Annotated in this window: 20 protein-coding genes, 1 pseudogene and 1 riboswitch; of the genes and pseudogenes, 8 read left to right on the top strand and 13 right to left on the bottom strand. The window is 61.5% G+C overall.

Going from position 1 to position 26,253, the window contains the following annotated elements; genetic code table 11:
• Positions 1–173: 173 nt before the first annotated feature.
• Genes hutI through hutU form a run of 4 tightly spaced genes read left to right on the top strand, consistent with a single transcriptional unit; the run spans position 174 to position 5,566 of the window.
• The gene (gene hutI / locus G3T16_RS18490; RefSeq protein ID WP_232059160.1) at positions 174–1,505 is read left to right on the top strand and encodes an imidazolonepropionase; all 1,332 of its coding nucleotides are present in this window, start codon (positions 174–176) and stop codon (positions 1,503–1,505) included.
• Positions 1,505–3,043 (top strand): histidine ammonia-lyase, encoded by a 1,539-nt coding sequence (hutH, locus tag G3T16_RS18485; protein ID WP_163496513.1) that lies wholly within the window; start codon positions 1,505–1,507, stop codon positions 3,041–3,043. The genes hutI and hutH overlap by 1 nt, the downstream gene beginning before the upstream one ends.
• Positions 3,040–3,843 carry an N-formylglutamate deformylase gene (gene hutG, locus G3T16_RS18480; protein WP_163496512.1) on the top strand — a complete coding sequence of 268 codons (804 nt, stop codon included), beginning with the start codon at positions 3,040–3,042 and terminating at the stop codon, positions 3,841–3,843. The genes hutH and hutG overlap by 4 nt, the downstream gene beginning before the upstream one ends.
• Before the next feature lie 52 nt (positions 3,844–3,895).
• A complete protein-coding gene (gene hutU / locus G3T16_RS18475; RefSeq protein WP_163496511.1) occupies positions 3,896–5,566 on the top strand; it encodes a urocanate hydratase in 1,671 nt (556 codons plus the stop codon).
• A 190-nt stretch (positions 5,567–5,756) separates the two neighbouring features.
• Here the strand turns inward: hutU and G3T16_RS18470 are convergent, their stop codons facing one another.
• Positions 5,757–6,086 (bottom strand): DMT family transporter, encoded by a 330-nt coding sequence (locus tag G3T16_RS18470; RefSeq protein WP_163496510.1) that lies wholly within the window; start codon positions 6,084–6,086, stop codon positions 5,757–5,759.
• A 231-nt stretch (positions 6,087–6,317) separates the two neighbouring features.
• Between G3T16_RS18470 and G3T16_RS18465 the strand changes: the two genes are divergently transcribed.
• Positions 6,318–6,872 carry an OmpA family protein gene (locus G3T16_RS18465; RefSeq protein ID WP_163496509.1) on the top strand — a complete coding sequence of 185 codons (555 nt, stop codon included), beginning with the start codon at positions 6,318–6,320 and terminating at the stop codon, positions 6,870–6,872.
• 53 nt (positions 6,873–6,925) lie between these two features.
• On the opposite strand, the gene G3T16_RS18460 is transcribed toward G3T16_RS18465, so the two are convergent.
• The gene (locus G3T16_RS18460) at positions 6,926–8,236 is read right to left on the bottom strand and encodes a sigma-54 interaction domain-containing protein (protein ID WP_163496508.1); all 1,311 of its coding nucleotides are present in this window, start codon (positions 8,234–8,236) and stop codon (positions 6,926–6,928) included.
• 277 nt (positions 8,237–8,513) lie between these two features.
• Between G3T16_RS18460 and G3T16_RS18455 the strand changes: the two genes are divergently transcribed.
• Genes G3T16_RS18455 through G3T16_RS18445 form a run of 3 tightly spaced genes read left to right on the top strand, consistent with a single transcriptional unit; the run spans position 8,514 to position 12,925 of the window.
• Complete coding sequence (locus tag G3T16_RS18455) at positions 8,514–9,410, top strand: MBL fold metallo-hydrolase (protein ID WP_163496507.1); 897 nt, start codon at positions 8,514–8,516, stop codon at positions 9,408–9,410.
• Positions 9,411–9,449: 39 nt separating this feature from the next.
• On the top strand, positions 9,450–11,126 hold the full coding sequence (locus G3T16_RS18450; RefSeq protein ID WP_163496506.1) for a bifunctional protein tyrosine phosphatase family protein/NAD(P)/FAD-dependent oxidoreductase: 1,677 nt from the start codon (positions 9,450–9,452) through the stop codon (positions 11,124–11,126).
• A 35-nt stretch (positions 11,127–11,161) separates the two neighbouring features.
• The gene (locus G3T16_RS18445; protein WP_232059159.1) at positions 11,162–12,925 is read left to right on the top strand and encodes a SulP family inorganic anion transporter; all 1,764 of its coding nucleotides are present in this window, start codon (positions 11,162–11,164) and stop codon (positions 12,923–12,925) included.
• Positions 12,926–12,951: 26 nt separating this feature from the next.
• Here G3T16_RS18445 and G3T16_RS18440 read toward each other — a convergent pair whose 3' ends face one another.
• From G3T16_RS18440 to purU, 11 genes and pseudogenes are all read right to left on the bottom strand, one after another.
• The gene (locus tag G3T16_RS18440) at positions 12,952–15,579 is read right to left on the bottom strand and encodes a hypothetical protein (protein ID WP_163496505.1); all 2,628 of its coding nucleotides are present in this window, start codon (positions 15,577–15,579) and stop codon (positions 12,952–12,954) included.
• Positions 15,580–16,440: a fimbrial biogenesis chaperone gene (locus tag G3T16_RS18435; protein ID WP_163496504.1), complete on the bottom strand. Its 861-nt coding sequence runs from the start codon at positions 16,438–16,440 to the stop codon at positions 15,580–15,582.
• Between the two features lie 144 nt (positions 16,441–16,584).
• Positions 16,585–17,049: a DUF4402 domain-containing protein gene (locus tag G3T16_RS18430; RefSeq protein ID WP_163496503.1), complete on the bottom strand. Its 465-nt coding sequence runs from the start codon at positions 17,047–17,049 to the stop codon at positions 16,585–16,587.
• Between the two features lie 270 nt (positions 17,050–17,319).
• Positions 17,320–17,874: a DUF4402 domain-containing protein gene (locus tag G3T16_RS18425; RefSeq protein WP_163496502.1), complete on the bottom strand. Its 555-nt coding sequence runs from the start codon at positions 17,872–17,874 to the stop codon at positions 17,320–17,322.
• A 102-nt stretch (positions 17,875–17,976) separates the two neighbouring features.
• Positions 17,977–18,064, bottom strand: a riboswitch (cyclic di-GMP riboswitch).
• Positions 18,065–18,193: 129 nt separating this feature from the next.
• On the bottom strand, positions 18,194–18,802 hold the full coding sequence (locus tag G3T16_RS18420) for a VIT1/CCC1 transporter family protein (RefSeq protein ID WP_197911749.1): 609 nt from the start codon (positions 18,800–18,802) through the stop codon (positions 18,194–18,196).
• A 230-nt stretch (positions 18,803–19,032) separates the two neighbouring features.
• Positions 19,033–20,283 (bottom strand): porin, encoded by a 1,251-nt coding sequence (locus G3T16_RS18415; RefSeq protein ID WP_163496501.1) that lies wholly within the window; start codon positions 20,281–20,283, stop codon positions 19,033–19,035.
• An 83-nt stretch (positions 20,284–20,366) separates the two neighbouring features.
• Positions 20,367–20,924 (bottom strand): sarcosine oxidase subunit gamma, encoded by a 558-nt coding sequence (locus G3T16_RS18410; protein WP_163496500.1) that lies wholly within the window; start codon positions 20,922–20,924, stop codon positions 20,367–20,369.
• Positions 20,917–23,781, bottom strand: a complete 2,865-nt coding sequence (locus G3T16_RS18405; protein ID WP_163496499.1) for a 2Fe-2S iron-sulfur cluster-binding protein — start codon at positions 23,779–23,781, stop codon at positions 20,917–20,919. Before G3T16_RS18405 ends, G3T16_RS18410 begins: the two co-directional genes overlap by 8 nt.
• Positions 23,778–24,068, bottom strand: coding sequence for a sarcosine oxidase subunit delta (locus tag G3T16_RS18400; RefSeq protein WP_163496498.1), 291 nt, complete (start codon positions 24,066–24,068; stop codon positions 23,778–23,780). The genes G3T16_RS18405 and G3T16_RS18400 overlap by 4 nt, the downstream gene beginning before the upstream one ends.
• Before the next feature lie 11 nt (positions 24,069–24,079).
• A pseudogene (locus G3T16_RS18395) lies at positions 24,080–25,329 on the bottom strand (sarcosine oxidase subunit beta family protein).
• An 8-nt stretch (positions 25,330–25,337) separates the two neighbouring features.
• Entirely contained in the window at positions 25,338–26,207 is an 870-nt protein-coding gene (gene purU, locus G3T16_RS18390; RefSeq protein WP_163496497.1) for a formyltetrahydrofolate deformylase, read from the bottom strand.
• Positions 26,208–26,253 lie beyond the last annotated feature (46 nt).

The following is a 26,253-nucleotide window of genomic DNA, read 5'->3' as shown; positions in this document are numbered from 1 at the left end:
TATTATAAAATTATCGGCCTGGCGCAAGTCATTGGACACTCAAGGATCGACTCCAGGCGTCAGTTCCAAGGGGCAAAGGGCAAAGGGCAAAGGGCAAAGGGCAAAGGGAGAGACATCACCCGGGGTGCGGCGTTCAAGACCGTATGCGACATGGATGTCGCATCCGAGCCCCCATGGACGGGTTCACGGCGTGTCTTGAACGCCGCACCCCGGGTGATGGCTCGGCGGTCGAAGTGCCGCCCCGCACCCACAGCCAAATACTCTGCGAAGATTGGGTCAGTAATGAACGCAAGCAAAACATGACCGGCATCATCCTCACAAATGCACGGCTCGCCACCATGATCCCCGGCGGCGAACCCTACGGCGCAGTGACCGACCGCGATCTCGCCATCCGCGACGGCCTGATCCATTCCCTGCCGCCCCGCAACGCCCGGCCACCGGCCCTGGCCGACTGGCCCGAGCAGGACCTGGGCGGCCGCCTGATCACCCCCGCCCTGATCGACTGCCATACCCATATCGTCCACGGCGGCAACCGCGCAGCCGAATTCGAGCTGCGCCTGCAGGGCGCCAGCTACCAGGACATCGCCCGCGCCGGCGGCGGCATCGCGGCCACGGTGGCCGCCACCCGCGCCGCCAGCGAAGAGGAACTGCTGGCCGCCGCCCTGACCCGGGTGGACGCGCTGCTGGCCGAGGGTGCCGCGCTGATCGAAATCAAATCCGGCTATGGCCTGGACCGGGACACCGAACTGACCATGCTGCGGGTCGCCCGGCGCATTGCACAGGAGCGACGCGTGCGGGTCCGGACCAGCTTCCTCGGCGCCCATGCACTGCCGCCGGAGTTCGCCGGTCGGGCGGATGCGTATCTGGAGCAGGTCTGCCTGCCCACGCTGCAGGCCGCCCATGAACAGGGTCTGGTCGATGCGGTGGATGGTTTCTGCGCTGATATCGCCTTCTCCAGCGAGCAGATGGCACGGGTATTCGACTGCGCCCGGCAGCTGGGGCTGCCGGTCAAATTACATGCGGACCAGCTCTCCAACCTCGGTGGCACCCGGCTGGCGGCGCGCTACGCCGCACTGTCTGCCGACCATGTGGAATACGCCGACGAGGCCGACGCCGCCGCCCTCGCCGCCAGCAATACCGTCGCGGTACTGCTGCCGGGCGCCTTTTACACGCTGCGCGATACCCACCTGCCACCGCTGGACGCGCTGCGCCGGCACGGGGTGGCGATGGCGGTGGCTACCGACTGCAACCCCGGCTCCTCGCCGCTGAGCTCGCTGCTGCTGGCGATGAACATGGCCTGCACCCTGTTCCGGCTGACCCCCGAGGAGGCGCTGGCCGGGGTCACTGTCCACGCGGCCCGGGCCCTGGGCCTGCACGATTGCGGCACTATCGCACCGGGGCTGCGCGCCGATCTCGCGGTCTGGGATGTCGCCAGTCCGGCGGAGCTGGCCTACCGCATTGGCATAAACCCGCTGTATCAACGTATTTTTGCAGGAAAGCCGTGATGCCGACACCGACACTCACTTTGACGCCCGGCGCCACCACGCTGGCCCAGCTGGAAGCCTTCTGGCGCGGCAACTGCAGCGTACGGCTGGATCCGGCCAGCCGCACGGCCGTGGACGCCGCTGCCGCTGCCGTGGCCGCAGCAGCGGACGGCGAGGCTGCGGTCTACGGGGTCAATACCGGCTTTGGCAAGCTCGCATCCATGCGCATTCCGGCGGCTGATACCACGACCTTGCAGCGCAACCTGATCCTGAGCCACTGCTGCGGCGTCGGCGAGCAGCTGGACCGTGCCAGCACCCGCTTGATGATGGTGCTGAAACTGCTGTCCCTGGGGCGCGGAGCCTCCGGGGTACGCTGGCAGCTGATCCAGTTGCTGGAAGACATGCTGGCGCGGGACGTCACCCCGGTGATACCCGTGCAGGGCTCGGTGGGCGCCTCGGGCGACCTGGCGCCACTGGCCCATATGGGCGCGGCGATGTTGGGCGCCGGCGAAGCCGAATTCGGCGGCCAACGCCTGCCTGCGGCCGAGGCGCTGGCCGCCGCGGGCCTGGCGCCGCTGGTATTGGGTCCGAAGGAAGGGCTGGCGCTGATCAATGGCACCCAGTTTTCCACCGCGCTGGCACTGACGGGATTATTCGGCGCCCGCTGCGGGCTGCATAATTGCCTGCTGACTGCGGCACTGTCCACCGACGCCATCATGGGCTCCACTACCCCGCTGCTGCCGCAGATTCACGCGCTGCGCGGCCAGCCCGGACAGATTGCGGTGGCCGCGGCGATGCGTACCCTGCTGGAGGGCTCGGCCATCCGCGAGAGCCACCGCGACCACGACGCCCGCGTCCAGGACCCCTACTGCATCCGCTGCCAGCCCCAGGTGGCGGGCGCAGCACTGGACCTGCTGGGCAGTGCCGGCCGCAGCCTGGAAATCGAAGCCAATGCGGTTACCGACAACCCGTTGGTGCTGGCCGACACTGGCGAGATTGTGTCCGGCGGCAACTTCCACGCCGAACCGGTAGCCTTCGCGGCCGACATCATCGCACTGGCCGTGGCCGAGATCGGCGCCATTGCCCAGCGCCGGGTAGCACTGATGGTGGACCCCACTCTGTCTCATGACCTGCCTCCGTTCCTGACCCCGGAGCCGGGCCTGAACTCCGGCTTCATGATTGCCGAGGTGACCACCGCCGCGCTGATGAGCGAGAACAAGCACCTGGCCAACCCCTGCTCCACCGACTCCACCCCGACCTCCGCCAACCAGGAGGACCATGTCAGCATGGCCGCCCATGGCGCCCGCCGGCTGGGACGGATGGTGGCCAACCTGCACTGCATCCTCGGCGTGGAACTACTGACCGCGGCCCAGGGCATAGAGTTTCGCGCACCGCTGCAGACCAGTGCCGCGCTGCAGGCGGCAATCCAGCGCCTGCGGGATGAGGTACCCCGCCTGCATGAGGACCGCTACATGGCGCCGGATATAGAGGCCGCCACCGCGTTGATCCGTGCGGGCACACTGTTGCCGCTGGCGGGCGTGCAGGAGTTGCCGCTGTGAGTCCCTATGCTGTCCACCGCGGCAACGGCCCGGTGGTACTGGGCATACCCCATGCCGGCACCTGGCTGCCGGAACCGGTGCTGGCGCAGTTGAATACCCACGGACGAGCGCTGGCGGATACCGACTGGCATGTTGACCGGCTCTACGACGGCCTGCTGCCGGACGCCACCGTGGTGCGGGCGAACTTCCACCGCTATCTGATCGATGCCAACCGCGATCCCTCCGGCAGCAGTCTCTATCCTGGCCAGAGCACCACAGCGCTGGTACCGACCACCGACTTCGACGGCGCAGCAATCTGGTCACAGGCGCCGTCGGAGGAGGATATCGCGGCCCGTCTGGAAGCCTGGCACCGGCCCTACCATGCCGCGCTGGCGGCCGAACTGGAGCGGGTTCGCGCACTGCACGGGGTAGCGCTGCTGTACGAGTGCCACTCCATCCGCTCGCGGGCACCGCTGCTGTTCGAGGGTCAGTTGCCGGACCTGAACGTCGGCAGCAACAGCGGCCGCAGCTGTGCCCCAGCCCTGGAGTTGCAGCTGGTGGAGACCCTGCAGGAACAGCGCCGCTACAGTGTCGCGGTCAACGCCCGCTTCAAGGGTGGCTGGGCCACGCGCCACTACGGCCAGCCCCGGCGGGGCGTGCACGCGATTCAGCTGGAGATCACGCAGCGCTGCTATCTGCGCACCGAGGCACCGCCCTGGCACTACGACGAACAGCTGGCCGAGCCGCTGCGCGAACTGCTGGCCCGGGCGCTGGCCGGCCTCGCCGCGCTGGCGCCGCAGCTGGCCGCAAATCCGGAATAACCCAACAACACGGCGGCAGCCACCGCGCCGGATGTACTTCGAGGAGACAACCATGCCCCAATCCCGTTTCGAGGCTCGCGACATCTATCCCGCCACCGGCCCTGAAATCAGCGCCAAAAGCTGGCTCACCGAGGCGCCGCTGCGGATGCTGATGAACAACCTGCACCCCGACGTGGCGGAAAACCCCCATGAGCTGGTGGTCTACGGCGGCATGGGCCGGGCGGCGCGCAGTTGGAAGGATTTCGACCAGATCGTCGCCAGCCTGCGTGCGCTGGAGGATGACCAGACCCTGCTGGTACAGTCAGGCAAGCCTGTGGGCGTATTCCGCACCCATGCCGACGCACCCCGGGTACTGATCGCCAACTCCAACCTGGTGCCCCACTGGGCCAACTGGGACACCTTCAATGAACTGGATCGCAAGGGCCTGATGATGTTCGGGCAGATGACTGCCGGCTCCTGGATCTATATCGGCTCCCAGGGCATCGTCCAGGGCACCTACGAGACCTTCGTCGAAGCCGGTCGCCAGCACTACGGCGGTGTGCTCAGCGGGCGCTGGATTCTCACCGCCGGCCTCGGCGGCATGGGCGGCGCCCAGCCGCTGGCGGCGGCGATGGCCGGGGCCTGCTGCCTGGCGGTGGAGTGCGACCCCGGGCGCGCCGAATTCCGCCGCCGCACCGGCTACGTCGACGAAGTGACCACTTCCCTGGACCAGGCACTGGAGATGATCACCCGCTGGACCGCGGCCGGCGACGCCAGGTCCGTCGCCCTGATCGGCAATGCTGCCGAGCTGTTTCCGGACCTGCTGGAGCGCAGTATCAAACCGGATCTCGTCACCGACCAGACCAGCGCCCACGACCCGGTCCACGGCTACCTGCCGCGCGGTTGGAGCCTGGAGCAGTGGCGCGAGCTGCAGCACAGTGACCCCAAGGAAGTGGAGCGCGCCGCCCGCGCCAGCATCAAACGCCAGGTTGCAGCCATGCTGGGGTTCTGGAAGGCAGGGATACCAACTGTCGACTACGGCAACAATATCCGCCAGGTGGCACTGGAGGAAGGCCTGGAAAACGCCTTCGCCTTCCCCGGCTTCGTGCCCGCCTATATCCGGCCGCTGTTCTGCCGCGGCATCGGGCCGTTCCGCTGGTGCGCGCTGTCCGGCGACCCGGAGGACATCTACCGCACCGACCAAAAAGTGCGCGAACTGATTCCCGATGACCCGCACCTGCACCACTGGCTGGACATGGCCCGGGAGCGCATCAACTTCCAGGGCCTGCCGGCCCGCATCTGCTGGGTGGGCCTGGGTGACCGCCACCGGCTGGGGCTGGCCTTCAACGAGATGGTCGCCAGCGGTGAACTGAAGGCGCCGGTTGTGATCGGCCGCGACCATCTCGACAGCGGCTCCGTGGCCAGTCCCAACCGCGAGACGGAGGGCATGCGCGACGGCTCCGACGCGGTCAGCGACTGGCCGATGCTGAATGCGTTGCTCAATTGTGCCTCTGGCGCCACCTGGGTCAGCCTGCACCACGGCGGTGGTGTCGGCATGGGCTTCAGCCAGCACGCCGGCATGGTGATCTGCTGCGACGGCAGCCCGGCCGCGGCCCGCCGCATTGAGCGGGTACTGTGGAACGACCCGGCGAGCGGCGTGATGCGCCATGCCGACGCAGGCTACGAAGCCGCGCTGGACTGCGCCCGCGAACACGCCCTGGATCTGCCAGGGATCCTGAGCTGATCCCGGGTAAACAGGGTGGCAAGAGTGCTGCTTGCGACAGCCCGCAAATACCGGTGAACTCTGTCGGCTACCGCACAGATACACCGCACCATCAGCGTTATAGTTATTCCCGCGTCACCGAATCACTCCCCCATCCCTGATAGGTGACGCAGACCTCGCCCCTGGACAGCAATGTCCAGGGGTTTTTTTGTTAGGCTCCCGTCTTCGAGAACAGATTCATGACCATTACACCGGCAATGATCAGGCTCATTCCCAGCACTGCAGGAAGATCGAGCTTCTGTCCGTATATTATCCACGACGCCACGGCGATCAATATAATCCCGAGGCCCGCCCATATGGCATACGCAATCCCGACCGGAATGACCTTCAGCGTCAGCGAGAGGAAATAAAAGGCCGCCAGGTAGCCCACCGCCACGATGAGCGAAGGCAGTGGTCTGGAGAAACCATCCGAGGCTTTCAGGGCCGAGGTCGCGATGACCTCCGCAACAATCGCCACTCCCAAAAACAGCCAGTACTTCATACTCTGCTCCCACTTGAATAGTGGCCGGGATACTATGCACTATCGCCCCAAAAATACACTCTTGTTCTGCTGCAATAGCGTAAGCAGCGGGAATTACTGTCCTGCGGGACACTTGCATTGACATCTTCCATCATGGAGCTAAGCTGGAAATATTTCAAAATTGCTGCACAAATGCGTTGCCAATCAACGCCGCGAAGTCGAAGCATTGGTATCTGGCAAACAGGAGTTCGTATGCATCCGGGCAAAGCACTATTGCTGGTAGTCGTCGCAGTTTTCGTGTCGGGCTGTGCAACTCGAAGCTACGTCGATGAAAGGCTGGCCAGACTGGAGGCGCGCCAGGATGTTCAAGAGAGCAGGATCGAAGAGCTGACGTCCACCAGTTCCCAGGCGCTGGAACGGGCGACAGACGCGGGCAGGCTCGCCCAGGGAAAATTCCTGTACAGTGTCGTGTTCGCTGATGATGGTTTTACCTTTGACAGCAACAATTCAGCCTTGTCCAGCACCATGCAGGCGCGACTGACCGAGTTGGCCAGCGACCTCAAGGCCGACAACCGGAACGTCTATCTGGAAATCCAGGGACATACGGATTCCACCGGCCCGGCAGCGTACAATCAGCAACTTGGTTTGCAGCGGGCGGAAGCTGTTCGGCGCTACCTGCATACCCAGGGTGTGGCGCTGGACCGCATGGCGACAATTTCCTATGGCGAAGACGAACCGGCAGCGTCCAACGACACCACCGAGGGACGTGCCATGAACCGGCGTGTCGTGGTCGTGGTCCTGACCTAGCGGGGATACGGCGAAGCAGCTCGCTGCTGCAATCTGGCAGCGGGACTGCAGGATCAAAGCTCCAACCTGCGATACAGGGAACGAACACTGATTCCGGCAATATCGGCAGCCCGGGCCTTGTCGCCATCACAGTGCCGCAGCAAGGCCTCCAGATAACGGCGCTCCCGGGTCTTCAGATCACACCAGTCCATCTCAGCTTCGACGGCAGGAGCAATATTCGCCGGCATCACATCGAGGCAACGTTCCAGTATGTTCAAGTCGATGATGTTGGAATGCGCGAATATGGTCGCCCGCTCAAGCAAATTGCGCAATTCGCGGATATTGCCCGGAAAAGCGTGTTGCTGCAGCCGTTTCACGACCGAATCGGTCAATCGATAGCGCCCCTCCTCCCCCAGCTTGCCCAATATTGACCTGGCAATCAGCGGGATATCCCCTCGCCGGTCGCGCAGGGCCGGCAACGTGATGGGGAAGACATTGATGCGATAGTAGAGATCTTCGCGAAACTCACCCCTGGACACCAGATCCTGCAGGTTCTTGTGCGTCGCACTCACCAGGCGGAAATCTGCCCGCTTCAGTTCGGTGCTCCCCACCGCCCGGTAGGTACCGGTTTCCAGCAGGCGCAGCAACTTGACCTGCATTCCCAGTGACACATCGCCGATTTCATCGAGGAAAAGGGTACCGCCCTCCGCTGTTTCCAGCAGACCGGGCTTGCTGCTGATGGCGCCGGTGAATGCTCCCTTGGCATGACCGAAGAGCTCACTTTCGAACAGGGTTTCGGTCAGACCCGCGCACTCTATGGTGATCATCTGGCGGTGGCGTCGCGAACTGGTGTCGTGGATGGCTTTGGCGGCAAGCTCCTTGCCGGTGCCCGATTCCCCGAGCAGCAACACCGACGTATCGCGCGGCGCCACCAGATTGACCAGGTCCACCATGGCATTGAATGCCGCACTGCGTCCCACCATCTGCCGGGTACTGAATTCGGCACTGGCTATGGTGACCGGCTTCAGTATTTCCACGAAATATTTCAGCTCGCCATTGCTTGCATGGATCGGCAGCATTTCCACATCCACGTGCTCGCTGCCCCGCGGTGTCTGGTGAATGTGCAGCACCCTCTCCTTCCGCCCGGAGTTCTTGCAGGCCGCCAGCGGGCAACTTTCCCCCGCCTGGTCACAGGGCACCTGGTAGCCGTGGGAGACCTGGTAGCAGTGGGCTTCGTCGTAGCCCTCAATCGCGCCAAAGGTTTCCCGGTAGGGTTCATTGGTCGCCAGTATCCGGTAGTCGGCAGATACCAGAATCGCCGGATGATCGAAGCCGTCCAGCATGATGGCGGCATCATTGTCGGTATCGCGGGCGATAAGCTGCATAACATTCTGCCGTTTTTGTCAATTTCCCTGCCAAGTTTGACAACGCATCTCCGGAAAAGCCACCGGTTTATTTCAGCAACACTGCGAGACGTTAATTTTCTACTGAATAAACAACAACTTAAGAATACATCTCGCGGTTTTTAATATCTGGCACAGACCATGCAGTACCACTGATGAGCTATCGCTTTTAAACCGTCTAGGTGTATTGCGTCATTTACAGCAAGGGAGCGCACCTGTCGTTTGAACAACGTCGAGCGGGCGCCTGAGGAGTCAGATCATGGTCAATCCGGTATCTTTCACGGTGGATTTTTCACACAGGCCCGAGGTAGTGGCCTTTTTCGATGAGCCCACCAATACCTTTTCCTACGTTGTCAGGGATCCGGCTTCAAACGCCTGTGCGGTGGTTGATTCGGTGATGGACATCGACTATGCGGCGGGCCGGCTGAATCTCGCCGGAGCAGACGAAATCATCGACTATATCCGTCAACAGGCCCTGGAACTCCAGTGGATCATCGAAACCCATGTCCATGCCGACCACCTGTCTGCGGCGCCCTACATTCAGGAGCAGCTGGGCGGTAAAATCGGTATCGGCGCCAACATCACTGTGGTGCAGGAGACCTTCGGCAAGATCTTCAACGCCGGCACGGAATTCGCCCGCGACGGTTCCCAGTTCGACCGCCTGTTCAACGACGGCGATGAATACCGGATCGGCAATATGGTCTGCCACACCATACATACTCCCGGCCACACGCCGGCCTGCATGGTTCACGTCATGGGTGATGCTGCCTTCGTGGGCGATACCCTGTTCATGCCGGATGGCGGTACCGCCCGTGCCGATTTTCCCGGCGGCGACGCACGCACCCTCTACCAGTCGATCCAGCGGGTGTTGTCGCTGCCCGATGAGGTTCGGCTGTTTATGTGTCATGACTACATGCCGGATGGCCGCGAGGTTGAATTCGAAACGACTGTCGGGGCGCAGAGAAAATCAAACATTCACGTGCACGCCGGTATCAGCGAAGAGCAGTTCGTGCAGATGCGCGAGACACGTGACGCCACCCTCGACATGCCGCGTCTGATTCTCCCTTCCCTGCAAGTGAATATGCGCGCCGGACATCTCCCACCGGAGGACAGCAATGGCGTTGTCTATCTGAAACTACCTCTCAACGTGTTGTAAACGCCCGTTCATCATCAAGACCAAGTTTCTGGAGTGCCCATGGAGATCAAGAGCCTGGATCAAAACCTGACAGTATCCGCCCAGTTGTCGCTACTGGATCTGGCGGAACTGGCACGACTCGGCGTACGCGCCCTCGTCTGCAACCGGCCGGATGGCGAGGGCGCGGATCAGGTCAATTTCGCCGAGATCGCCCGCGAGGCGGAGAAGCATGGTATCGCGGCGCGCTATCTGCCCGTCACCTCCGGCAAGGTCAGCGACGAGGATGCCGCCGCTTTCGGCAAACTTCTGGACGAACTGCCCGGCCCGGTTCACGCCTACTGCCGCAGCGGCATGCGCTCCACCACATTGTGGGCGCTGGTACAGGGGAAGCGCAAACAGCCATTGACCAAAATCATCAGCGCAGCCAAGGCTGCAGGCTATGACATGAGCGGTGTCACTGCGCGAATAGCCGGCGACGACAGCGGTCACGCACTGGCGCAGTACGACGTGGTCATCGTCGGTGGCGGTGCCGCAGGTATCGCAACTGCCTCCAGTCTGCTCAAGCGTACCGGAGACCTGTCGATCGCCATAATAGACCCTGCCGACGTACACTATTATCAACCCGGCTGGACCTTTGTCGGGGCCGGCATATTCCGCCCGGAGCACACTGCAAAAACCATGGCATCGCTGATCCCCAGGGGCGTGGAATGGGTGAAGGCGGCGGTGGCGGCATTTGATCCCGAACGCAACACCGTCATCCTGGAAGGCTGCCGCATGGTTCGCTACAAGCGCCTGGTGGTAGCCGCCGGTATCAAGCTTGACTGGGATGCCATCGAAGGCCTGCCGGAAACGCTGGGACGCAATGGGGTAAGCTCCAATTACCGCTTCGACCTGGCACCCTACACCTGGCAGCTGGTGCAGAACCTGCAGCAAGGCCGGGCGCTGTTTACCCAGCCGCCCATGCCCATCAAGTGCGCCGGCGCGCCGCAGAAAGCCCTGTATCTGTCCTCGGATCACTGGCTCCGGCAACGGCGCCTGGCCATCGACGTCGAGTTCTACAACGCCGGAGCCGTGCTGTTCGGGGTGGCGGATTATGTACCCGCACTAATGAAGTACGTGGAAAAGTATCAGGCGAAGCTGAATTTCGGGCACAACCTGGTAAAAATCGACGGCGACAGCAAAACCGCCTGGTTCGAAACCACGGACGCCGATGCACAGGTGCAGCGCGTTGCGCGGACCTTCGACATGATTCATGTGTGCCCGCCGCAGACCGCCCCCGACTTCATTCGCGTCAGCCCGCTGGCCGACAGCGCCGGCTGGGTCGATGTCGACCAGAACACACTGCGCCACAAAACATACGACAATATCTGGTCGCTGGGTGACGTGATGAATGCACCCAATGCCAAGACAGCGGCAGCGGCGCGCATGCAGGCACCGGTGGTAGCCAACAATATACTGGCTGACCGCGCCGCGTCCGAAGGACGCCGCTCATCCGGGGTCGCACATTACAACGGCTACGGCTCCTGCCCACTTACCGTCGAGCGTGGCAAGATCGTGCTCGCGGAATTCGGCTACGGGGGCAAGCTCCTGCCGAGCATGCCCACCTGGTTGATCAATGGCAAAAAGCCGAGCCGCACCGCGTGGCTGCTCAAGGAACGCATGCTGCCGCCCATTTACTGGAAGGCCATGCTCAAGGGCAAGGAATGGCTGGTACGGCCCACGATCACGGATAATTGACAGCATTGACCATGCTCGGGCGAATGAAAAAGTTCATGCCGATCTTCGGCTGGGCAAGGGGCTATGACCGGCGAGTGTTCGCCAGCGACCTGTTGGCAGGCATCGTAGTAACCATCATGCTGATCCCGCAGTCACTAGCCTATGCCCTGCTGGCTGGTCTGCCACCGGAAATGGGCTTGTACGCCAGCATATTGCCGTTGGTGGCCTACGCCCTGTTCGGCACCAGCCGTACTTTATCCGTGGGGCCAGTGGCCGTGGCGTCGTTGATGACCGCCTCCGCCATTGGCCGAATCGCCGAGCCGGGCAGCCTGGGTTACATCGAGGCAGCGACTTTGCTGGCGTTGATGTCCGGCCTGTTTTTATTGGTGATGGGCATACTGCGCATGGGCTTTCTCGCCAATTTCCTGTCCCACCCGGTGATCGCGGGGTTTATCACTGCCTCCGGCATCATCATTGCGTTCAGCCAGCTCAAACATCTGCTGGGGGTCAGCGCCAGTGGTGAAAACCTGCTTCACCTGATCGCCAGCCTGGGTGGCCAACTCAACACCGCCAATCCATCCACCTTGATGATAGCGCTGCCAACCCTCGTATTCCTGTTCTGGGTGCGCAGCGGTCTGAAACCATTGCTGGTACGCACCGGGCTGTCGGACCATGCCGCCGGCATGCTATCCAAAACAGGTCCGGTGCTGGGGGTGATTGCCACCAGCGCCTTCGCCTTCAGTTTTGATCTCGGCGCAAAAGGGGTCGCCCTGGTCGGACAGGTGCCGGTGGGCCTGCCTACACTTGCCCTGCCCGCCCTGGCCCACCCCGCATGGAAGGAGCTGTGGATCGCCGCCATCTTCATTTCCATTATCGGTTTCGTTGAGTCAGTATCGGTGGGCCATACCCTCGCCGCCAAACGGCGCCAGAAGATCCTTCCAGACCAGGAACTGATCGGCCTGGGGGCCGCCAATATCAGCTCGGCAGTGTCCGGTGGCTACCCTGTCACCGGTGGCTTCGCCCGCTCCATGGTCAACTTTGACGCCGGTGCCGTCACTCCGGCCGCCGGTATTTTTACGGCGGCCGGTATAGCCGCCGCCGCGGTGTTTTTCACCCCCTATCTGGCCTACCTGCCCCAGGCCACGCTGGCCGCCACCATCATCGTGGCAGTACTGTCCCTGGTGGATTTTTCCATTCTGAAGAAGACCTGGCAGTATGCGCGATCCGATTTCGTCGCCGTGGCTGCGACCCTGGCCATCACTCTGATGTTCGGGGTCGAAACCGGTGTCGCCTGCGGTGTGCTGACGTCCCTGGGACTGCATCTGTACAAAACCTCCAGGCCGCACCTGGCAATCGTCGGCGAGGTACCCGGCACCGAGCATTTTCGCAACATAAAACGCCATCAGGTCATTACCTACGACGACATCCTGTCGCTGCGCGTCGACGAGAGCCTGTACTTTGCCAATGCCAGCTACTTCGAGGACAGTCTCTATTCGTTGCTGGAAACGCGACCAGACGTAAAGCACGTGGTGCTGTTGTGCACGGCGGTCAACGAGATCGACCTCAGCGCCCTGGAAGTGCTCGAGTCGATCAATGCACGCCTGCGGGAGAGCGGCATGCAACTGCACCTATCGGAGGTCAAGGGACCGGTCATGGACATGCTCGAAAAGACCCATTTTCTGGCTCAACTTGGCGGCCAGGTATTTCTGTCCCAGCATCAGGCTATAGAAAGCATTCGCGCAATGGCTGAGCGCGGCCCCCGGAATGCACCGCAGACGATTGATGGAAGCGCACCGTCCCACACGAGGCCTGTCAAGTGAACAGCCCGCGGCAGGAAATCAAGCACTTATGTGCTTGATTTCGCTATCACCAATAAATCCATCCCGTTGATGAAGTCGCCCGTGCCATCGACCGTTACCAGCTTTATGCCGGTATCGTTCAATCCGAGCCGCCGTAATTGTACAGGCGAAACCCGCAGCCAGTATTCACCCGCGACAATGCCCGCAATGATATAGAAGCCATCCCAGCTACTGGTGGTTCTGGCAACCACATTATTGTCATCATCCAGCAGTTCCAGTTCCAGTCCGCCCATCCCGCGCTTTTCCTCGTTCTCGTACAAAAACGCCGTCCCGTCGATCTCAGTGGTCATGCGTATCGGAAAGTTCATTTCGGCCACCCTGCCCGGGCGCGGGACCAGGCTGCGGCCCGGCACTGCCGGAGCCCACTGGGGATCTTCAAGCGTGCCGACATCAACGGCTATATTGACTCGCTGCTTTATCGGAGAGTGCCCGATGTGGCTAATGCCCGCAGCATCGGTACGGGCCTGGTGCCTGCCGCCATTGACGGTAAAGCCGACTCCCGGGAGAGGAACTTCACCGGGGTCCATGGAACCGTTGTCGTTGCTGTCGAGAAAGGCGCGCACGGATGCGGCGCCGGTACCGGCCTTTGGACGGGCATCGAACAGCCAGCCCGAACGCGGCGAGTCCCGTCCCAGCGCGAGAAAGAACTGCACACTGGCGGCGACCTCTCCCGTATCGTGATAGCTGACATTCAAACCAAGACCATAGCTTCCAATATTCTTGGTAAAACCGGTGGAATACTGCGTTTCGGGTGTTTCCAGCTCATGCGCTACACCGAGCGTAAGACGGTAGCCATCACCAAGGAATGTATCCGCGGCCAATGCCAGCTGGGTGACCGTCGCATCACTCCCGAGTTCATAACCGACGCGGCCGCGCAAACTCATGTCACGGAGGCGGCGGCTGACGCGCATGGCGCCGAGAAACTCCTCATTGCCGGCATTGGAGCGCCAGCGCAAGGTATTGGTGAAAGCCGTATGGAAGGCATAGGTGGAAAGGCTTGCATTCAAATCCTTGTCGACACGGCCCGACTCATGTGCGTCCCATAGCGTGTCGATAGTCATAGGCAAGCGGCGTCGAAAAATCGGAATAGACCCATTGAGCCGAAGTGTGTCGCGAGTAATGACTGGATCGTCGAAGTTGGAGAAGCGCTCGCTGTAGAAACGTTGCAGATACATCCGGTTGGCATCCAGCGCGATACCGGCGAGGTTTGTTTTTACACCCAGTTGCATGAGCGAACCACCGTCCGGATCCCTGATCAGGTCGCCACCGAGACTGAGCGCTGGCCAGAAGGTGCGCAACCCGGCACTGACGTACTGGCGTTCAACGCCTGCAACGGGCGCCCTGATAAAACCGGCGGTGGTGGACAAGGTACGGGAGAGGCCATAATCGAATTGCGCGATGGAGCGGGTATGGCCTTCTTCGTCGCGGTGCTCAAGCAGGTTGTATTGAAATTCGCCCGGCTGAACCACGGACTCCGCCAGAGAATAACTGTACTGTTCCACGCGTGTCTCGCCCAGAGGCCCATGGAACACCAGTTTGAAATCATTGCGGCCAAAACCCAGGGGCAGATCTTCAAAGCGATAAAGCCCCTCGGCATTGGGCTGCTGAAAATCCACCAGGGCGTCGTTGTAGAAAAGCTCGACGTCCCAGCCTGGGGTCAGGTCTCCCTCAAAAGTCTGGCGATCAAACCGGGTCGGCCGTGTCAATGGCCGGTTGCTCACTGTCACGCCGCGGCCGGCCATGCCGCTTGTAATGTTCTCTACGCTGGCGCTCGAAAGACTGCCCATCTGGAATGCCTGTGCTTGCAGCGGCCCCAGAAGTCCGGCATCCGGATCATGACGCCCCAGCGTTACGCGCAGCTGTGACGATGCTGGATCCCTGCTGAAGTAGATCGACGATTCCAGACCGAGCAGGTCACCGGCAAGATGAGCGGTGTAGCGGTTTTCCAAGCGGGCAGATTCGTCATCCCTTCTGTATTCGGATCTCAGGCTCTGGTCTACAACAGGTGGGCTCCACCAGCGGTAGGGGAGATCGACAAGCGGATAATCGACATCTTCACCCGTGACTTGTCCCTGCAGTCTTCCGCCGCTATCCATCCGCTGGAGGTAGGCCTGCAACGGCAATACTTCGAGCGGGCGGACTCTAAGAATCAGGCGCGAGCGTTCTATTTCGAGTTCTACCGGAAGCCAGCTTCTCAACAACGCCATGGAAACGTAAAGATCGTCCGGTTCGACCACTACCTGTGCCGGATCAAAACTCTCGGTAACGCCGGCACGTGTCACCCGCGCATCCTTCAGGTTGAGACTGAAGCTGCGTTCTTCATTCAGGATAAAACCGCTGGCAGTGCCGGAAGCCGGCTGTGTCTGGATAGCGAGGCTCAGCAGGCGCGCGAGTTCGCCGAGAGGCAGTACCGTGGCAGGCCCGAGATCGTAGGCGGGAATGGCACTTGAAATCAGCGTCTCATCCAGACGAACCTCCAGTAGAAGCAGGTCCAGTTCAGACTCCTGAGCCAGCAGCGAACCGCTGCAAACCAGCATCGACAGCAATGAAGCGAACAGAATTCGTTTCAGCGCCTTGGTCAGTTGTGTTCTGGATACAGATCCAATGCCAGGCACCTATCGCACCTGAAGTGCCGCCTCAGCGAGCAGTTTTCCGCCAGCCTCGGCCGGCTCCTGGAACCTCACATGCAAAGTACCTTCGGTCAAAGGCCTCCCTTGCGGAAATTCAAGCGCGATACGCGCGCGCCGCACGCGATTGGGAAAGTAAACCGCAAGCCCGTTGGCGCGGGCAACAAGGGTTTCCGCACCGCCCCGGGGTGTGAAGCTGACCGCCAGGTCGCCATAGACAGAGCGCTCGCCACTGCGCTCCATCGACAGGGCCAGGAACTGCGCTTCACCCGAGGCCTGCAATTGCAATTGGGTGAGTTCCAACTCTGCTTCAAGGGTGCCGTGACGGACAATCAGTGGTATTGATGCGCCTATCAACGCAGTAATCATCACCCCTATTCCTTTGCCCGGGTGCTGACGTGTTTCGATATCACGACCCAGCGTCTCTGCCGCTGGCTGCTGCGAGAAAAGCAGATGGGAGCGGTACTCACCTGGCACCAGATTCGCAGGTTTGCGAGCCATGATACGCACGGTCTGCCCTTCCCCGGGTACGAGGGTGACCTGGCGGGGGGAAAACCGCAGCAGGTCTTTGGCAAAGCGTTCTCCGGCTAACGGCTCCACCACATCAGAAAACTCTCCTGTGTCGCTCATGCGGCGGTTGACCAGGGAAATACGATACGTCCTGCTTTCTGTGCCAGTATTGATCAATTGGACCTGCGCCGTACGCTGATTGCCTTCGATGACCACGCGGGTGGGATAGAGCATGAGTTCAGCACGGCCGGAAGCCGCGCTGAACACAAGCATAAAGGCCAGGAAGGCTGTGCAGTAAGCTGAGACAGTGGCTGTTGATACACGCACTTCATCAATCATGGTAAGTTCTTAATCCCGATGCATGCTTCGCACGCAGAGTTGAGGCGATGAGATGTTGCGTAACCCATACCGTGGGTGCCGCTGCAGGTTGAGCCAGGGCAACTCCGAGTGCGCCTGAGCTTCGCTCGACGCATTCGGGTTGCCCTAATTGTAGTTCACTATTACCGAGAAGCTCCCCGAATAGCTACCGGGAGCCTGGCCATTGCCGATGACAAGGGTTCCCCCTACGGAGACATACTGTGACCCGCCTGCACTCAGCAAGCCATTTGCTGCCGTCGGGTCGCTGCTGAAACTGGTGACTTTCATATCGCTGCCGGGGCCGCTCAGGGTCACAAAATTATCGGCAGGCAAATCGATCGAATAACTGAAATTCGGATCGCCCGTCACTGTAAAACCTGCAGCCGCGCAATCCGCCACCACGATTATCACACTGCCACCAGCGCTGCATGTGCCACTGGTATTTACTGTTACCGTACCACCGCTGCCAGCAGCAAAACTGCCAAACACCAGTGCGCTGTTATTGCTGATACCGATCTCTGCCGGCAGCAGGGGCATCGACCAGACCAGAAGAAAAGCCATCGCGGCGGTTCGCCAAATGGCCGGTATCATTGATACCTGCCACAATGCTGTTGATCGGGTTACTCTCACGTGCTCCAACCTCTGGCTCTGCCAATGATGTCAGCGCCGCTGGTGGTGGTGGTCCTGATTGTTCCGGACAGCGCACACCAGATGCCACTTGCCGGAAACTGCCGCTATCAAAAGTGGGAGTGAGGCAAAGCGCCTGAAATACTGCCTGGCGCTTCGCCCCGGTCTATCTGTGTCTCCAGGTGTTTTTCAACGACCTGTCAATGGCTTCCTTAAAATCAACTGCACTGCGAACTAGTTGTAGTTGACGGTCGCGGTTATGGTGCCCGAGTAAATGCCGGCACTCTGTGCACTCGCCACGGTAAGTGTGCCGCCTGCGTAAATGGTCTGTGTACCCAGCGTCAGCGTTCCGGTGACAGGATTGTCCCCGGTGGAGCCATCGACATCATGGGTGGTTACCAAAGCCATGGTTGTAACCGTATCTTCATGGGTCAGATCGTTGTCGGAAATATCTATGCTGAAGGTGGCATCATCCTGGCCTGTTACCGTGAACTGGGCGGCTGTGGATGTACCACCGGTCAACACGATATCCCCGGTGGAAGAGGCAGCACCCGCGGTAGTGAGCACGACAGTTCCCCCGGTGCCTGCAGCAAACTCGCCGAAGCTGAGATCCTGTGCATTGATGATTGCGATCGGCGTTACCACAGTTGCGGACGTGGTCGCGGTATCACTCGCCGCAGCCGCAAAAACATTGGGTGCTGCCAGGACGCCCAACACTGCCGCTGCAGTCACAGCCGCCGCACGAGATTTTTTAAAGGAGAAATGCTTTGAAGAATTAAAAGTTTTCATAGTGGATTCCGGTAATTGAATTGGAACAGTGATACAGCTTTAATACCGGAGGATTTCCAAAACAATCGGTGCGGCAGGAAAAATTATAAGCGCACCCAGAAATCTGGCAATCCCGCTATCATGGGGAGACTATCCCTTTAGACCGGTGACTTTGCGTCTCCGCCTTTCGACGGATTTGCCTTACAATGATCAGACTAGACCATTCCTGACATGTTTCAATTCATTTGTCAACTCTTCGCAGCAGTTGTGAGCGGGGTCTCACTCTCCGGGCTGAGGAGGTCATTTCCCTGACTCTGACGCCGGCCATTCCCTCTGGGCCTTAAATCTGAACATACTCACCCAGCACAAACCCGACGATGTAGGCCAGCAATGCCGCGGCACCACCCACCAGCAGGGTCTCGAAGCCCGAGCGGTAGCCGCTCACCTTCACGAACTGCCCCTTGACTGCTCCCACCAGAAAAAAGGCGACCAGGGTGATGAGGCTGCTGACCGCGAAAGGCGCTGGAACAAAGCCGGGCAGGCTCCAGTTCACCAGAAACGGAAGCAAGGGGAGCAAGCCCACCAGGGCAAAAGCGGCGAACGTGGTCAGAGCGGCCATGGCAGCGTTGGTGGACTCGAGGCTCAGACCATGCTCCTCTTGCAGCATGGTATCCACCCAGCGCGTGTGATCAGCGGTAATCACTGCAACCACCTGCTCCAGTTGCTCGCCAGAGAAGCCCTTGCCAGCATAAATCTGGCGGATCTCCTCCCGCTCGCCCTCCGGGTCGGAATGAATTTCCGCCCTCTCCTCCGACCGCATGTTCGCCACATGCTCGCTATCCGTCTTGGTACCCAGATAATTGCTCACCGCCATACTGAAGCCATCGGCGACAATATTGGCCAGCCCAAGAATGATGATGATGCCACTGGACAGGCCGGCGCCTGCCACCCCGGATACCACCGCGAAGGTGGTTACCCCCCGTCGATTGCGCCGTAGACGAAGTCCTTGATGTACACCTGTTTGGGGCCCGCAGCCAGCCGCCTGCGAATGGCCTCCGGGCTGTGATCCAGGTGTCGGGGGGTCTGGTTCACCACCTGGACGGCCGCCGGCCGCGGTCGCTGTAATGCAGAGAGCTGACCGGCTTCGTCTTGGTCACAGGAGTCACTCCAACCATGCCGTTAGAAGACAAAATTAATCGAGGCGCTGAACAAATCAACGTCTCCCCCCGGCTCAAACCCCGGCTGGGGGTTGCCAAAGGTGCCCGGCGAACCGTCGTCCCGCTGGATAAACTCATACTGCAGCTTGAGGGCGACATTTTGCATGAAGTCCCAACGCAGACCCACGGTAGTGGTCTCCTGAGCTGCCGCGCGACCGAGAATGTCATTGAGGCCGGCATTGAGCCCTGCAGCCGGACCGACCAGATGCGGCGGCAGCGAGGATAAGGTCAAACCGGGGTCTGAGGTCATGTCCGTATAGTTCAGTTTGGCGAAACTGGCATAAGGGGTCAGGGTGCCAAAGCGGTAGCCGGCACTGATATACCAGGCGGTACTCTTGCCCAGCACATTCTGGTAGTCCACTGCCCCTGCCTCGCCGATGACAAACCATTGGCCGGGATCATAGTTGATTCCGATGCCTAGAAACTTCACTCGATCGCCATCGGAGTCGTAGCGATCCGCGATCTCCATACCTTCAGTTCCAAACTGCCGGAAGGCATCGAACAGCGAATTGAAATCCACAATGGTCAAGTGGGTTTGATGATAGCTGATGCGCAGCGTGGCCGAACCGTACTCTGTGGTACTCATCGCAGAAAACGTGTCTCTGCCTTCACTCTTCCCGCCGCCAAGGCGATCGGGTGACTGCGCATCCAGGTTTCCGTACGACGCTACCAGCGTCTGCACAAGCTCGCCAAACTGTACGCTATAAGAAACGTCGACGCCATCGTTATGGGAAGTGGGAACCAGCCGGTAAACCTCGGTGGGCGGCCGAACCCAAGGATAGGTATAGGCCACCTTGCGGGTATCGGCAAACAGAAAAGTCGGCTGGACAAAGCGGCCGATGCGCACACTGAAATCCGGCGTGAACTCGTATTTGACATTGGCCCATTCGGTGGTGGGCCGATAGCTATTGTCGTAGCGCTGCTCTGATACCAGCTGCACCACGACCGACAATTTTGGCGTGATTCCGGCCAAGGCCTGGAGGCCGATCCGGCTGTCGATATCAGCACTCCACGACCGCGTATACCCGGCGCCGTTCGGGCGCAGAAGGTCCCCTATGTAATCGGCTTTGTCGTCGTTGGAATGCACAACACCCAGGGTCCCATAGCCGTTGATCGACAGGAAGGGTGTTCCCTCACGGGTGTCGGCAACCACGCCGCTGCAAACGCAGGCAAGTGCGAAGAACACAAGGTGATTACACGACCGCGTTGTCATCTGGAGCTTCCTGACATTCCTGTTATCGATTCAGAGTGAGTGTATATACACTCATCTACTGCATCAACAACACAATGACAAACTCAAGAAGTGACGCTGGAGACCTCGAACCAGTCCCGCAGATAGGCCGCAACCGACCGGTCAGCAAACAACAGGAAGGCCCCCTCCTCCAGCTGGGCTATCATCACAGGCACACCCGCAAAGCGGGTGTTGAGACATTGACCGATGCCAAAACGGGCCGGATGGAAATCCACTGTACTGCCGCGGGCCAGTACATTACGCGCATCTTCGCCGGAGCAGTCCAGCACGACACGGCTGTCCGTGATCACGCTCATCACGATGAACTGGCCGTCCAGCTCTTCGCGGAGCGCTCTGGCGGTGTCGCCTCCCGCCTCCGCCGGCACTGCGATCACCCATTCCCCGGGTGCGGACCAGAACCATCGCCTGCCGTCCTCCACAATGGTTTCACCGGCAGCGGGCAGGCACATACCCAACCGCTGCGACAGGTTGTCCACGGCGCCCGGGCTGCGGTGGAAGGCCTGTAGCCGGAGCAATGCCCAACCGGTGTTTTCAGCCACCCGTACGTGCTGGCGCCCCACAATCGCGCCGTTGAGTGTTTTAGCCGCTGATTGTTTATCCATTGAGTGCTTCTCCCGCCGGGTCATAGGCGCACGGCTTGACCAGCCGGGCGGGCCGGGTTTTGCCGCCATAGAAAATGGTCACTTGATCGCCTTCGCGTTCTCGGGCGCCGGCGACGATGCCCAGGGCCACGGTGCGGCCCAGATTGGGACTGAAGACGGCTGAGGTCACATACCCCGCAGTGCTGGTGCCGTCTGCGGTCAGCACATGTGCGCCACTGACAATATGCTCCTTCGGCTCCAGCAACTCGATCCCGGTGAACTGGAACCGATCCGTGGCCTTGCCCACGTCCTGTGACAGCGTCCTGCGGCCGATAAAGTCTGCGGATTTTTTCTCGACGGCGCCCGCCCATCCGAGGTCCTGGGGCATGGTGTTGCCGTCGGTATCCGAGCCCACGTGCAGGTAGCCCTTTTCGGTACGCAGCAACATCAGGGATTCGATGCCGAAGGGGATGATGTCGAACGCCTCCCCCGCCGCCATCAGCCTGTGCCACAGGTCCAGGCCGTGGCGTGCCGGCACGCTGATTTCAAATGACACTTCGCCGGTGAAGCTGGCGCGCAGGATACGACAGGGCACATCGTCAAGCGTTCCCTCGCGGTACTGCATGTGCCCGAATGCTTCTCTGGCCAGGTCGATATCCGAGGGCAGTGTTTGCAGCACGGCGCGAGCCTGCGGGCCGCTGAGCATCAGTGTCGCCCATTGGGTGGTGGCGTTGCTGACGATCACCTGCAGCTCCGGCCATTCACACTGCAGCCACTCCTCCAGGTGCTGGTGAATAGTGGTGGCGCCGCCACTAGTGGTGTGCAGCAGAAAATGCTGCTCTGCCAGGCAGACCATTATCCCATCGTCAATCACAATGCCCGCCTCGTTCAGCATCAGGCCGTAGCGGGCTGCGCCGACCTTCAGGGTCTGCACGTTGTTGAGGTAGACGCGATTGAGAAATTCGCGCGCATCCGGGCCATGCACTTCCAGCTTGCCCAGCGGGGAATAGTCCAACAGGCCGACGCCCTTGCGCACCGCCGTTGCCTCCCGGGCCATCGCGGCCGCCTCGTCCTCACCGGAACGTGGGTAGCAGGCCGGCCGCTTCCAGGCGCCATAGTCCTCGAACGCTGCGCCCGCGGCAAGGTGTGCCTCATGAGCGGGCAACAGCTGGTAGGGCTGGTACAGCTCACCCAGCGCCACGCCAGCATAGGCCCCGAGGGTGGTCGGGTGGTACGGCGGCCGGAACCGGGTCGTGCCGACGTCCGCAATGGGCCGGCCGGTGGCCTTGGCCAGCACCCCCAGGCCGTTGACATTGCTGGTCTTGCCCTGGTCCACCGACATGCCGTTGGTGGTGTAGCGCTTGACGTGCTCCACCGAGACAAAGTTCTCCCGCGCCGCCAGCTGGATGTCCGAAGCGGTCACATCGTACTGGAAGTCAATCCACTGGTGCTCCGGAGAGACACCCGGGGTCAGCCACTGCGGCAGGACATTCAGCGGCTCCCGGAAGTCGCCGTTGGCACGCCCCACCACCGTCACCGCCTGGTGGACGCGAGCCGGCACGAAGCAGGCGTCGTCCTCACGAAAGTCCAGCTGGCCTCCGGCCTGGGAGTACAGATGGATGGTCGGCGTCCAGCCGCCGGACATGGCCAGCAGATCGCAGTCCAGCGTACCCGCGGATGCCTCCAGGGATTGGCCGTTCGCCGCCAGGCTGTGCAATACCAGTGTGCGAACACCATGGCGGCCACGCGTGTGGGTGACTGCGGTGCCGAGGCGCTGGATGATGCCCGCATCCTGCGCGCGCTGCTGCAGCGCCGGTTCGACGCTGGCCCTGATATCGACAATGGCTGCCACTGGCACTCCGGCTTCCGCCAGTTCCAGGGCCGTGCGCCAGGCGGAATCATTGTTGCTGTAGAACACCACCCGCTCACCCAGGGTCAGGCCGTAGCGATGCGTGTATTCGCGCACCGCAGAGGCCAGCATGATGCCGGGGCGGTCGTTATGGGGAAACACCAGCGGCCGCTCGATGGCACCGGTCGCCAGCACCACCCGGCCGGCGAAAATACGCCAGAAGCGCTCGCGGGGCTGCTCGCTCGTGACCGGGCCCAGGTGGTGAGTGACCCGCTCCAGGGCCGCCAAAACATTGCTGTCGTAGTAGCCGTTGACCGTGGTGCGCGACAGCAGCGTGACATTGTCCAGCGCTGCGATACTGCTCATGGCCTCCGCCAGCCACTGTCGGTCCTCCCCGGCCGGGCTGGCCAGCAGCGTACCGCCGGGTTCTTCCTGTTCGTCGATGAGCAACACGCGGCAATCGGGATCGGCTGCCGCCGTCAGCGCCGCCTGCAAGCCGGAGCGGCCCGCGCCCACCACCACGATATCCGCGTGTACATTCTGCTTGATATAGGTGTGCGGGTCAGAGATGGCGGGCGCCTTGCCCAGGCCGGCCACCCGCCGCACCAGCCATTCCCAGCTGTGCCAGCTGGGCCACATGAAGGTCTTGTAGTAAAAAGAGGCCGGCAGCAACCGTTTGCAGAGACCTATTAGACCAAACAGGTCAAACCGGACGCTGGGCCAGGCGTTCTGGCCGCGCGCCTCGAGCCCTTGATACAGGGGCACCAGTGTGGCCCGGGCATTGGGCTCGGTATACCCGCCCGACTCCAGCTGGATCAGGGCGTTGGTCTCTTCCCTAGCGGCGCCAAACACACCGCGGGGACGGTGCAGCTTGAAGCTGCGGCCGACCACGCCGACGCCGTTGGCCAACAGCGCCGAGGCCAGGGTGTCCCCGTGAAAACCTCGGTAGCGCCGGCCGTCAAACTGAAAGTCGACAGCCCGGGTGGTATCCACGCGGGCGTGGGGCAGGCGTTGTCCGGTCTTTTTCATGCTCCGTTCCCTTCCAGTTCGGGCTTCGGGTCCGTCATCCGGTACACCGTCTTCACCTCGTGGCTGACGGTATCGCGCAGCACGTTGAACCACTGGCGGCAGCCGTAGCTGTGGCGCCAGCGCTCATAGTGCAGGCCCTTGGGATTGTCGCGTTGATACAGGTATTCGGCCCACTCCCGGTCGGAGACCGCGGCCGGGTTTGCCGGGCGGGCAATATGCGACTGGCCGCCGCAGCTAAATTCCTCTTCACTGCGCAGGCCACACCAGGGACACTCGATTCGAATCATTTCACGCTCTCCTAGTGGGCTACGCCGGCTGCAGCGCCCTCGTCTATCAGGCGCCCTTTTTCAAAGCGGTCCAGCGAGAAGGGCTCCACCAGCGGGTGGGGCTGGTCGTGGGCTATGGTGTGGGCGAGTGTCTCACCGCCGGCGGGAATGGCCTTGTAGCCGCCAGTGCCCCAGCCGGTGCTGATATAGAAACCGGTGACCGGGGTTTTGGAGATGATGGGGCTGGCATCCGGCGCGATATCGACTATGCCGCCCCATTGCCGCATCAACTTCAGGCGGCTGAAGGAGGGTACATTTCCACCACCGCGTTCAATACCGCCTCGGTACCCGGCAGGCTGCCGCGCTGGCCGTAGGAGGGATGGGTGTCGGCGCCGCCGCCGATCACCAGCTCGCCGCGGTCGGACTGCGATACATAGCAGTGCACCATCGGCGACATCACGGTGTGGTCAAAGCACGGCTTGACCGGCTCGCTGACCATCGCCTGCAGACACTGGCTGACGATGGGCAGCTTCACACCCGCCATGGCGGCGACGACACTGCTGTGCCCCGCCACCGCCATGCCGACCTTGTCGGTACGAATCGTTCCCTGGCTGGTCTTCACGCCGCGGATACGCCCGTCACTGAGATCGAAGCCGGTGACCTCGCAGTTCTGCACGATGTCCACACCCAGGCTGTCTGCAGCGCGGGCATAGGCCCAGGCGACCGCGTCGTGGCGGGAAATACCGCCCCGGCGCTGCATGAATCCGCCGTAGACCGGGTAGCGAGCAGTAGGGCTCATGTTCAGCCGGGGCACCGCCGCGGCGATTTCATCGCGCGACAACATCTCGCAATCGATCCCCTGCACCTGGATCGCGGTGACCCAGCGGCGGAAGATTTCCATCTCGTGACGGCTGAAGGCCAGGTTGAGCAGACCGACCTGGCTGAACATGATGTTGTAGTTCAGGTCCCTCCCCATGGTCTCGAAGCGCTTCAGGGAGTGCTCATAGAAACGGGTGCTCTCGGGGTAGAAATAGTTGGACCGGCTGACCGCGGTATTGCGGCCGGTGTTGCCGCCGCCCAGCCAGCCCTTCTCCAGCACCGCCACATTGGTGATGCCGTGAACCCTGGCCAGGTAATAGGCGGTGGCCAGGCCCTGGCCACCGCCGCCGATAATCACCACGTCATAGCGCGACTTCAGCTGCGGGCTGCGCCAGGCCTGCGGCCAGTGTTTGTGCCCGCTCAGCGCGTGCTTGAGCAGGTTCAGTGCCGAGTACTTTTCCATTGGACCTCTCAGAGAATAACCGTGCGCTGGCCATTGATCTGCACCCGCGCCTCGCAGTGCAGGCGCACCGCGTGGGACAGCGCGGTAGCCTCGGTGTCATGGCCCAGGTGCACCATCTGCTCCACGGTCACCTTGTGATCGACAGGACGCACTTCCTGCACAATGATGGGGCCCTCATCCAGATCCGGGGTGACATAGTGGGCCGTGGCCCCGATCACCTTGACGCCCCGCTCATAGGCCTGGTGGTAGGGCCTGGCTCCCTTGAAACCCGGCAGGAAGGAATGGTGAATATTGATCGCACGGCCCGCCAGCTTTGCGCAGAGATCGTCTGACAGAATCTGCATGTAACGGGCCAGCACCAGCAGATCCACCTCGAGCTCTTCCATCACACCCAGTATCTGCGCCTCCTGCTGCGGCTTGCTTCCCGAGGCAATGGGGAAATGGAAATACGGCAAACCATACCATTCGGTCATGGACCGGCAGTCAGGATGATTGCTGACCACGCCAACGATGTTCGCCGGCAGCGCCCCAGCTTTCCACTTGTTCAGCAGCACGTTCAGGCAGTGGTCGTACCTGGAAACCGCCAGCAGCACCCGCGGCTGCTGCTCCACCGGCCGCAGCTGGTACTGCATGCCGAACGCATCGGCGACGCCCTGGAAGCGCTCGCGAAACTCCTGCAGCGGTACCGTCATCTGCCGGTCATCGAACACGCAGCGCATGTGGAAGGTCTCACTGACCGGATCGGAGTAATTGGACACTTCCGTGACAAATGCGCCGACCTCGTAGAACAGGCCGGTGGACTTCGCCACCACGCCCAGCTGGTCCGGGCACTGGAACGACAGGACGTAGGAACTGGACGAGCTGGATACTCCACTCATGGGGCAGATACCTGATTATCGAATTAAGTCGATAGGATTATCTTGC

It is taken from the genome of Kineobactrum salinum (assembly GCF_010669285.1).
Taxonomy (GTDB): Bacteria; Pseudomonadota; Gammaproteobacteria; order Pseudomonadales; family Halieaceae; genus Kineobactrum; species Kineobactrum salinum.
This window is presented reverse-complemented; position numbering and strand designations above follow the sequence as displayed.

Excerpts from the sequence above, each read along its gene's own strand:
- hutI (WP_232059160.1), top strand. The coding sequence starts at position 174 with ATGGACGGGTTCACGGCGTGTCTTGAACGCCGCACCCCGGGTGATGGC.
- hutH (WP_163496513.1), top strand. The coding sequence starts at position 1,505 with ATGCCGACACCGACACTCACTTTGACGCCCGGCGCCACCACGCTGGCC.
- hutU (WP_163496511.1), top strand. The coding sequence starts at position 3,896 with ATGCCCCAATCCCGTTTCGAGGCTCGCGACATCTATCCCGCCACCGGC.
- G3T16_RS18470 (WP_163496510.1), bottom strand. The coding sequence starts at position 6,086 with ATGAAGTACTGGCTGTTTTTGGGAGTGGCGATTGTTGCGGAGGTCATC.
- G3T16_RS18465 (WP_163496509.1), top strand. The coding sequence starts at position 6,318 with ATGCATCCGGGCAAAGCACTATTGCTGGTAGTCGTCGCAGTTTTCGTG.
- G3T16_RS18460 (WP_163496508.1), bottom strand. The coding sequence starts at position 8,236 with ATGCAGCTTATCGCCCGCGATACCGACAATGATGCCGCCATCATGCTG.
- G3T16_RS18455 (WP_163496507.1), top strand. The coding sequence starts at position 8,514 with ATGGTCAATCCGGTATCTTTCACGGTGGATTTTTCACACAGGCCCGAG.
- G3T16_RS18450 (WP_163496506.1), top strand. The coding sequence starts at position 9,450 with ATGGAGATCAAGAGCCTGGATCAAAACCTGACAGTATCCGCCCAGTTG.
- G3T16_RS18445 (WP_232059159.1), top strand. The coding sequence starts at position 11,162 with ATGCCGATCTTCGGCTGGGCAAGGGGCTATGACCGGCGAGTGTTCGCC.
- G3T16_RS18435 (WP_163496504.1), bottom strand. The coding sequence starts at position 16,440 with ATGATTGATGAAGTGCGTGTATCAACAGCCACTGTCTCAGCTTACTGC.
- G3T16_RS18430 (WP_163496503.1), bottom strand. The coding sequence starts at position 17,049 with ATGATACCGGCCATTTGGCGAACCGCCGCGATGGCTTTTCTTCTGGTC.
- G3T16_RS18425 (WP_163496502.1), bottom strand. The coding sequence starts at position 17,874 with ATGAAAACTTTTAATTCTTCAAAGCATTTCTCCTTTAAAAAATCTCGT.
- G3T16_RS18415 (WP_163496501.1), bottom strand. The coding sequence starts at position 20,283 with ATGACAACGCGGTCGTGTAATCACCTTGTGTTCTTCGCACTTGCCTGC.
- G3T16_RS18410 (WP_163496500.1), bottom strand. The coding sequence starts at position 20,924 with ATGGATAAACAATCAGCGGCTAAAACACTCAACGGCGCGATTGTGGGG.
- G3T16_RS18405 (WP_163496499.1), bottom strand. The coding sequence starts at position 23,781 with ATGAAAAAGACCGGACAACGCCTGCCCCACGCCCGCGTGGATACCACC.
- G3T16_RS18400 (WP_163496498.1), bottom strand. The coding sequence starts at position 24,068 with ATGATTCGAATCGAGTGTCCCTGGTGTGGCCTGCGCAGTGAAGAGGAA.
- purU (WP_163496497.1), bottom strand. The coding sequence starts at position 26,207 with ATGAGTGGAGTATCCAGCTCGTCCAGTTCCTACGTCCTGTCGTTCCAG.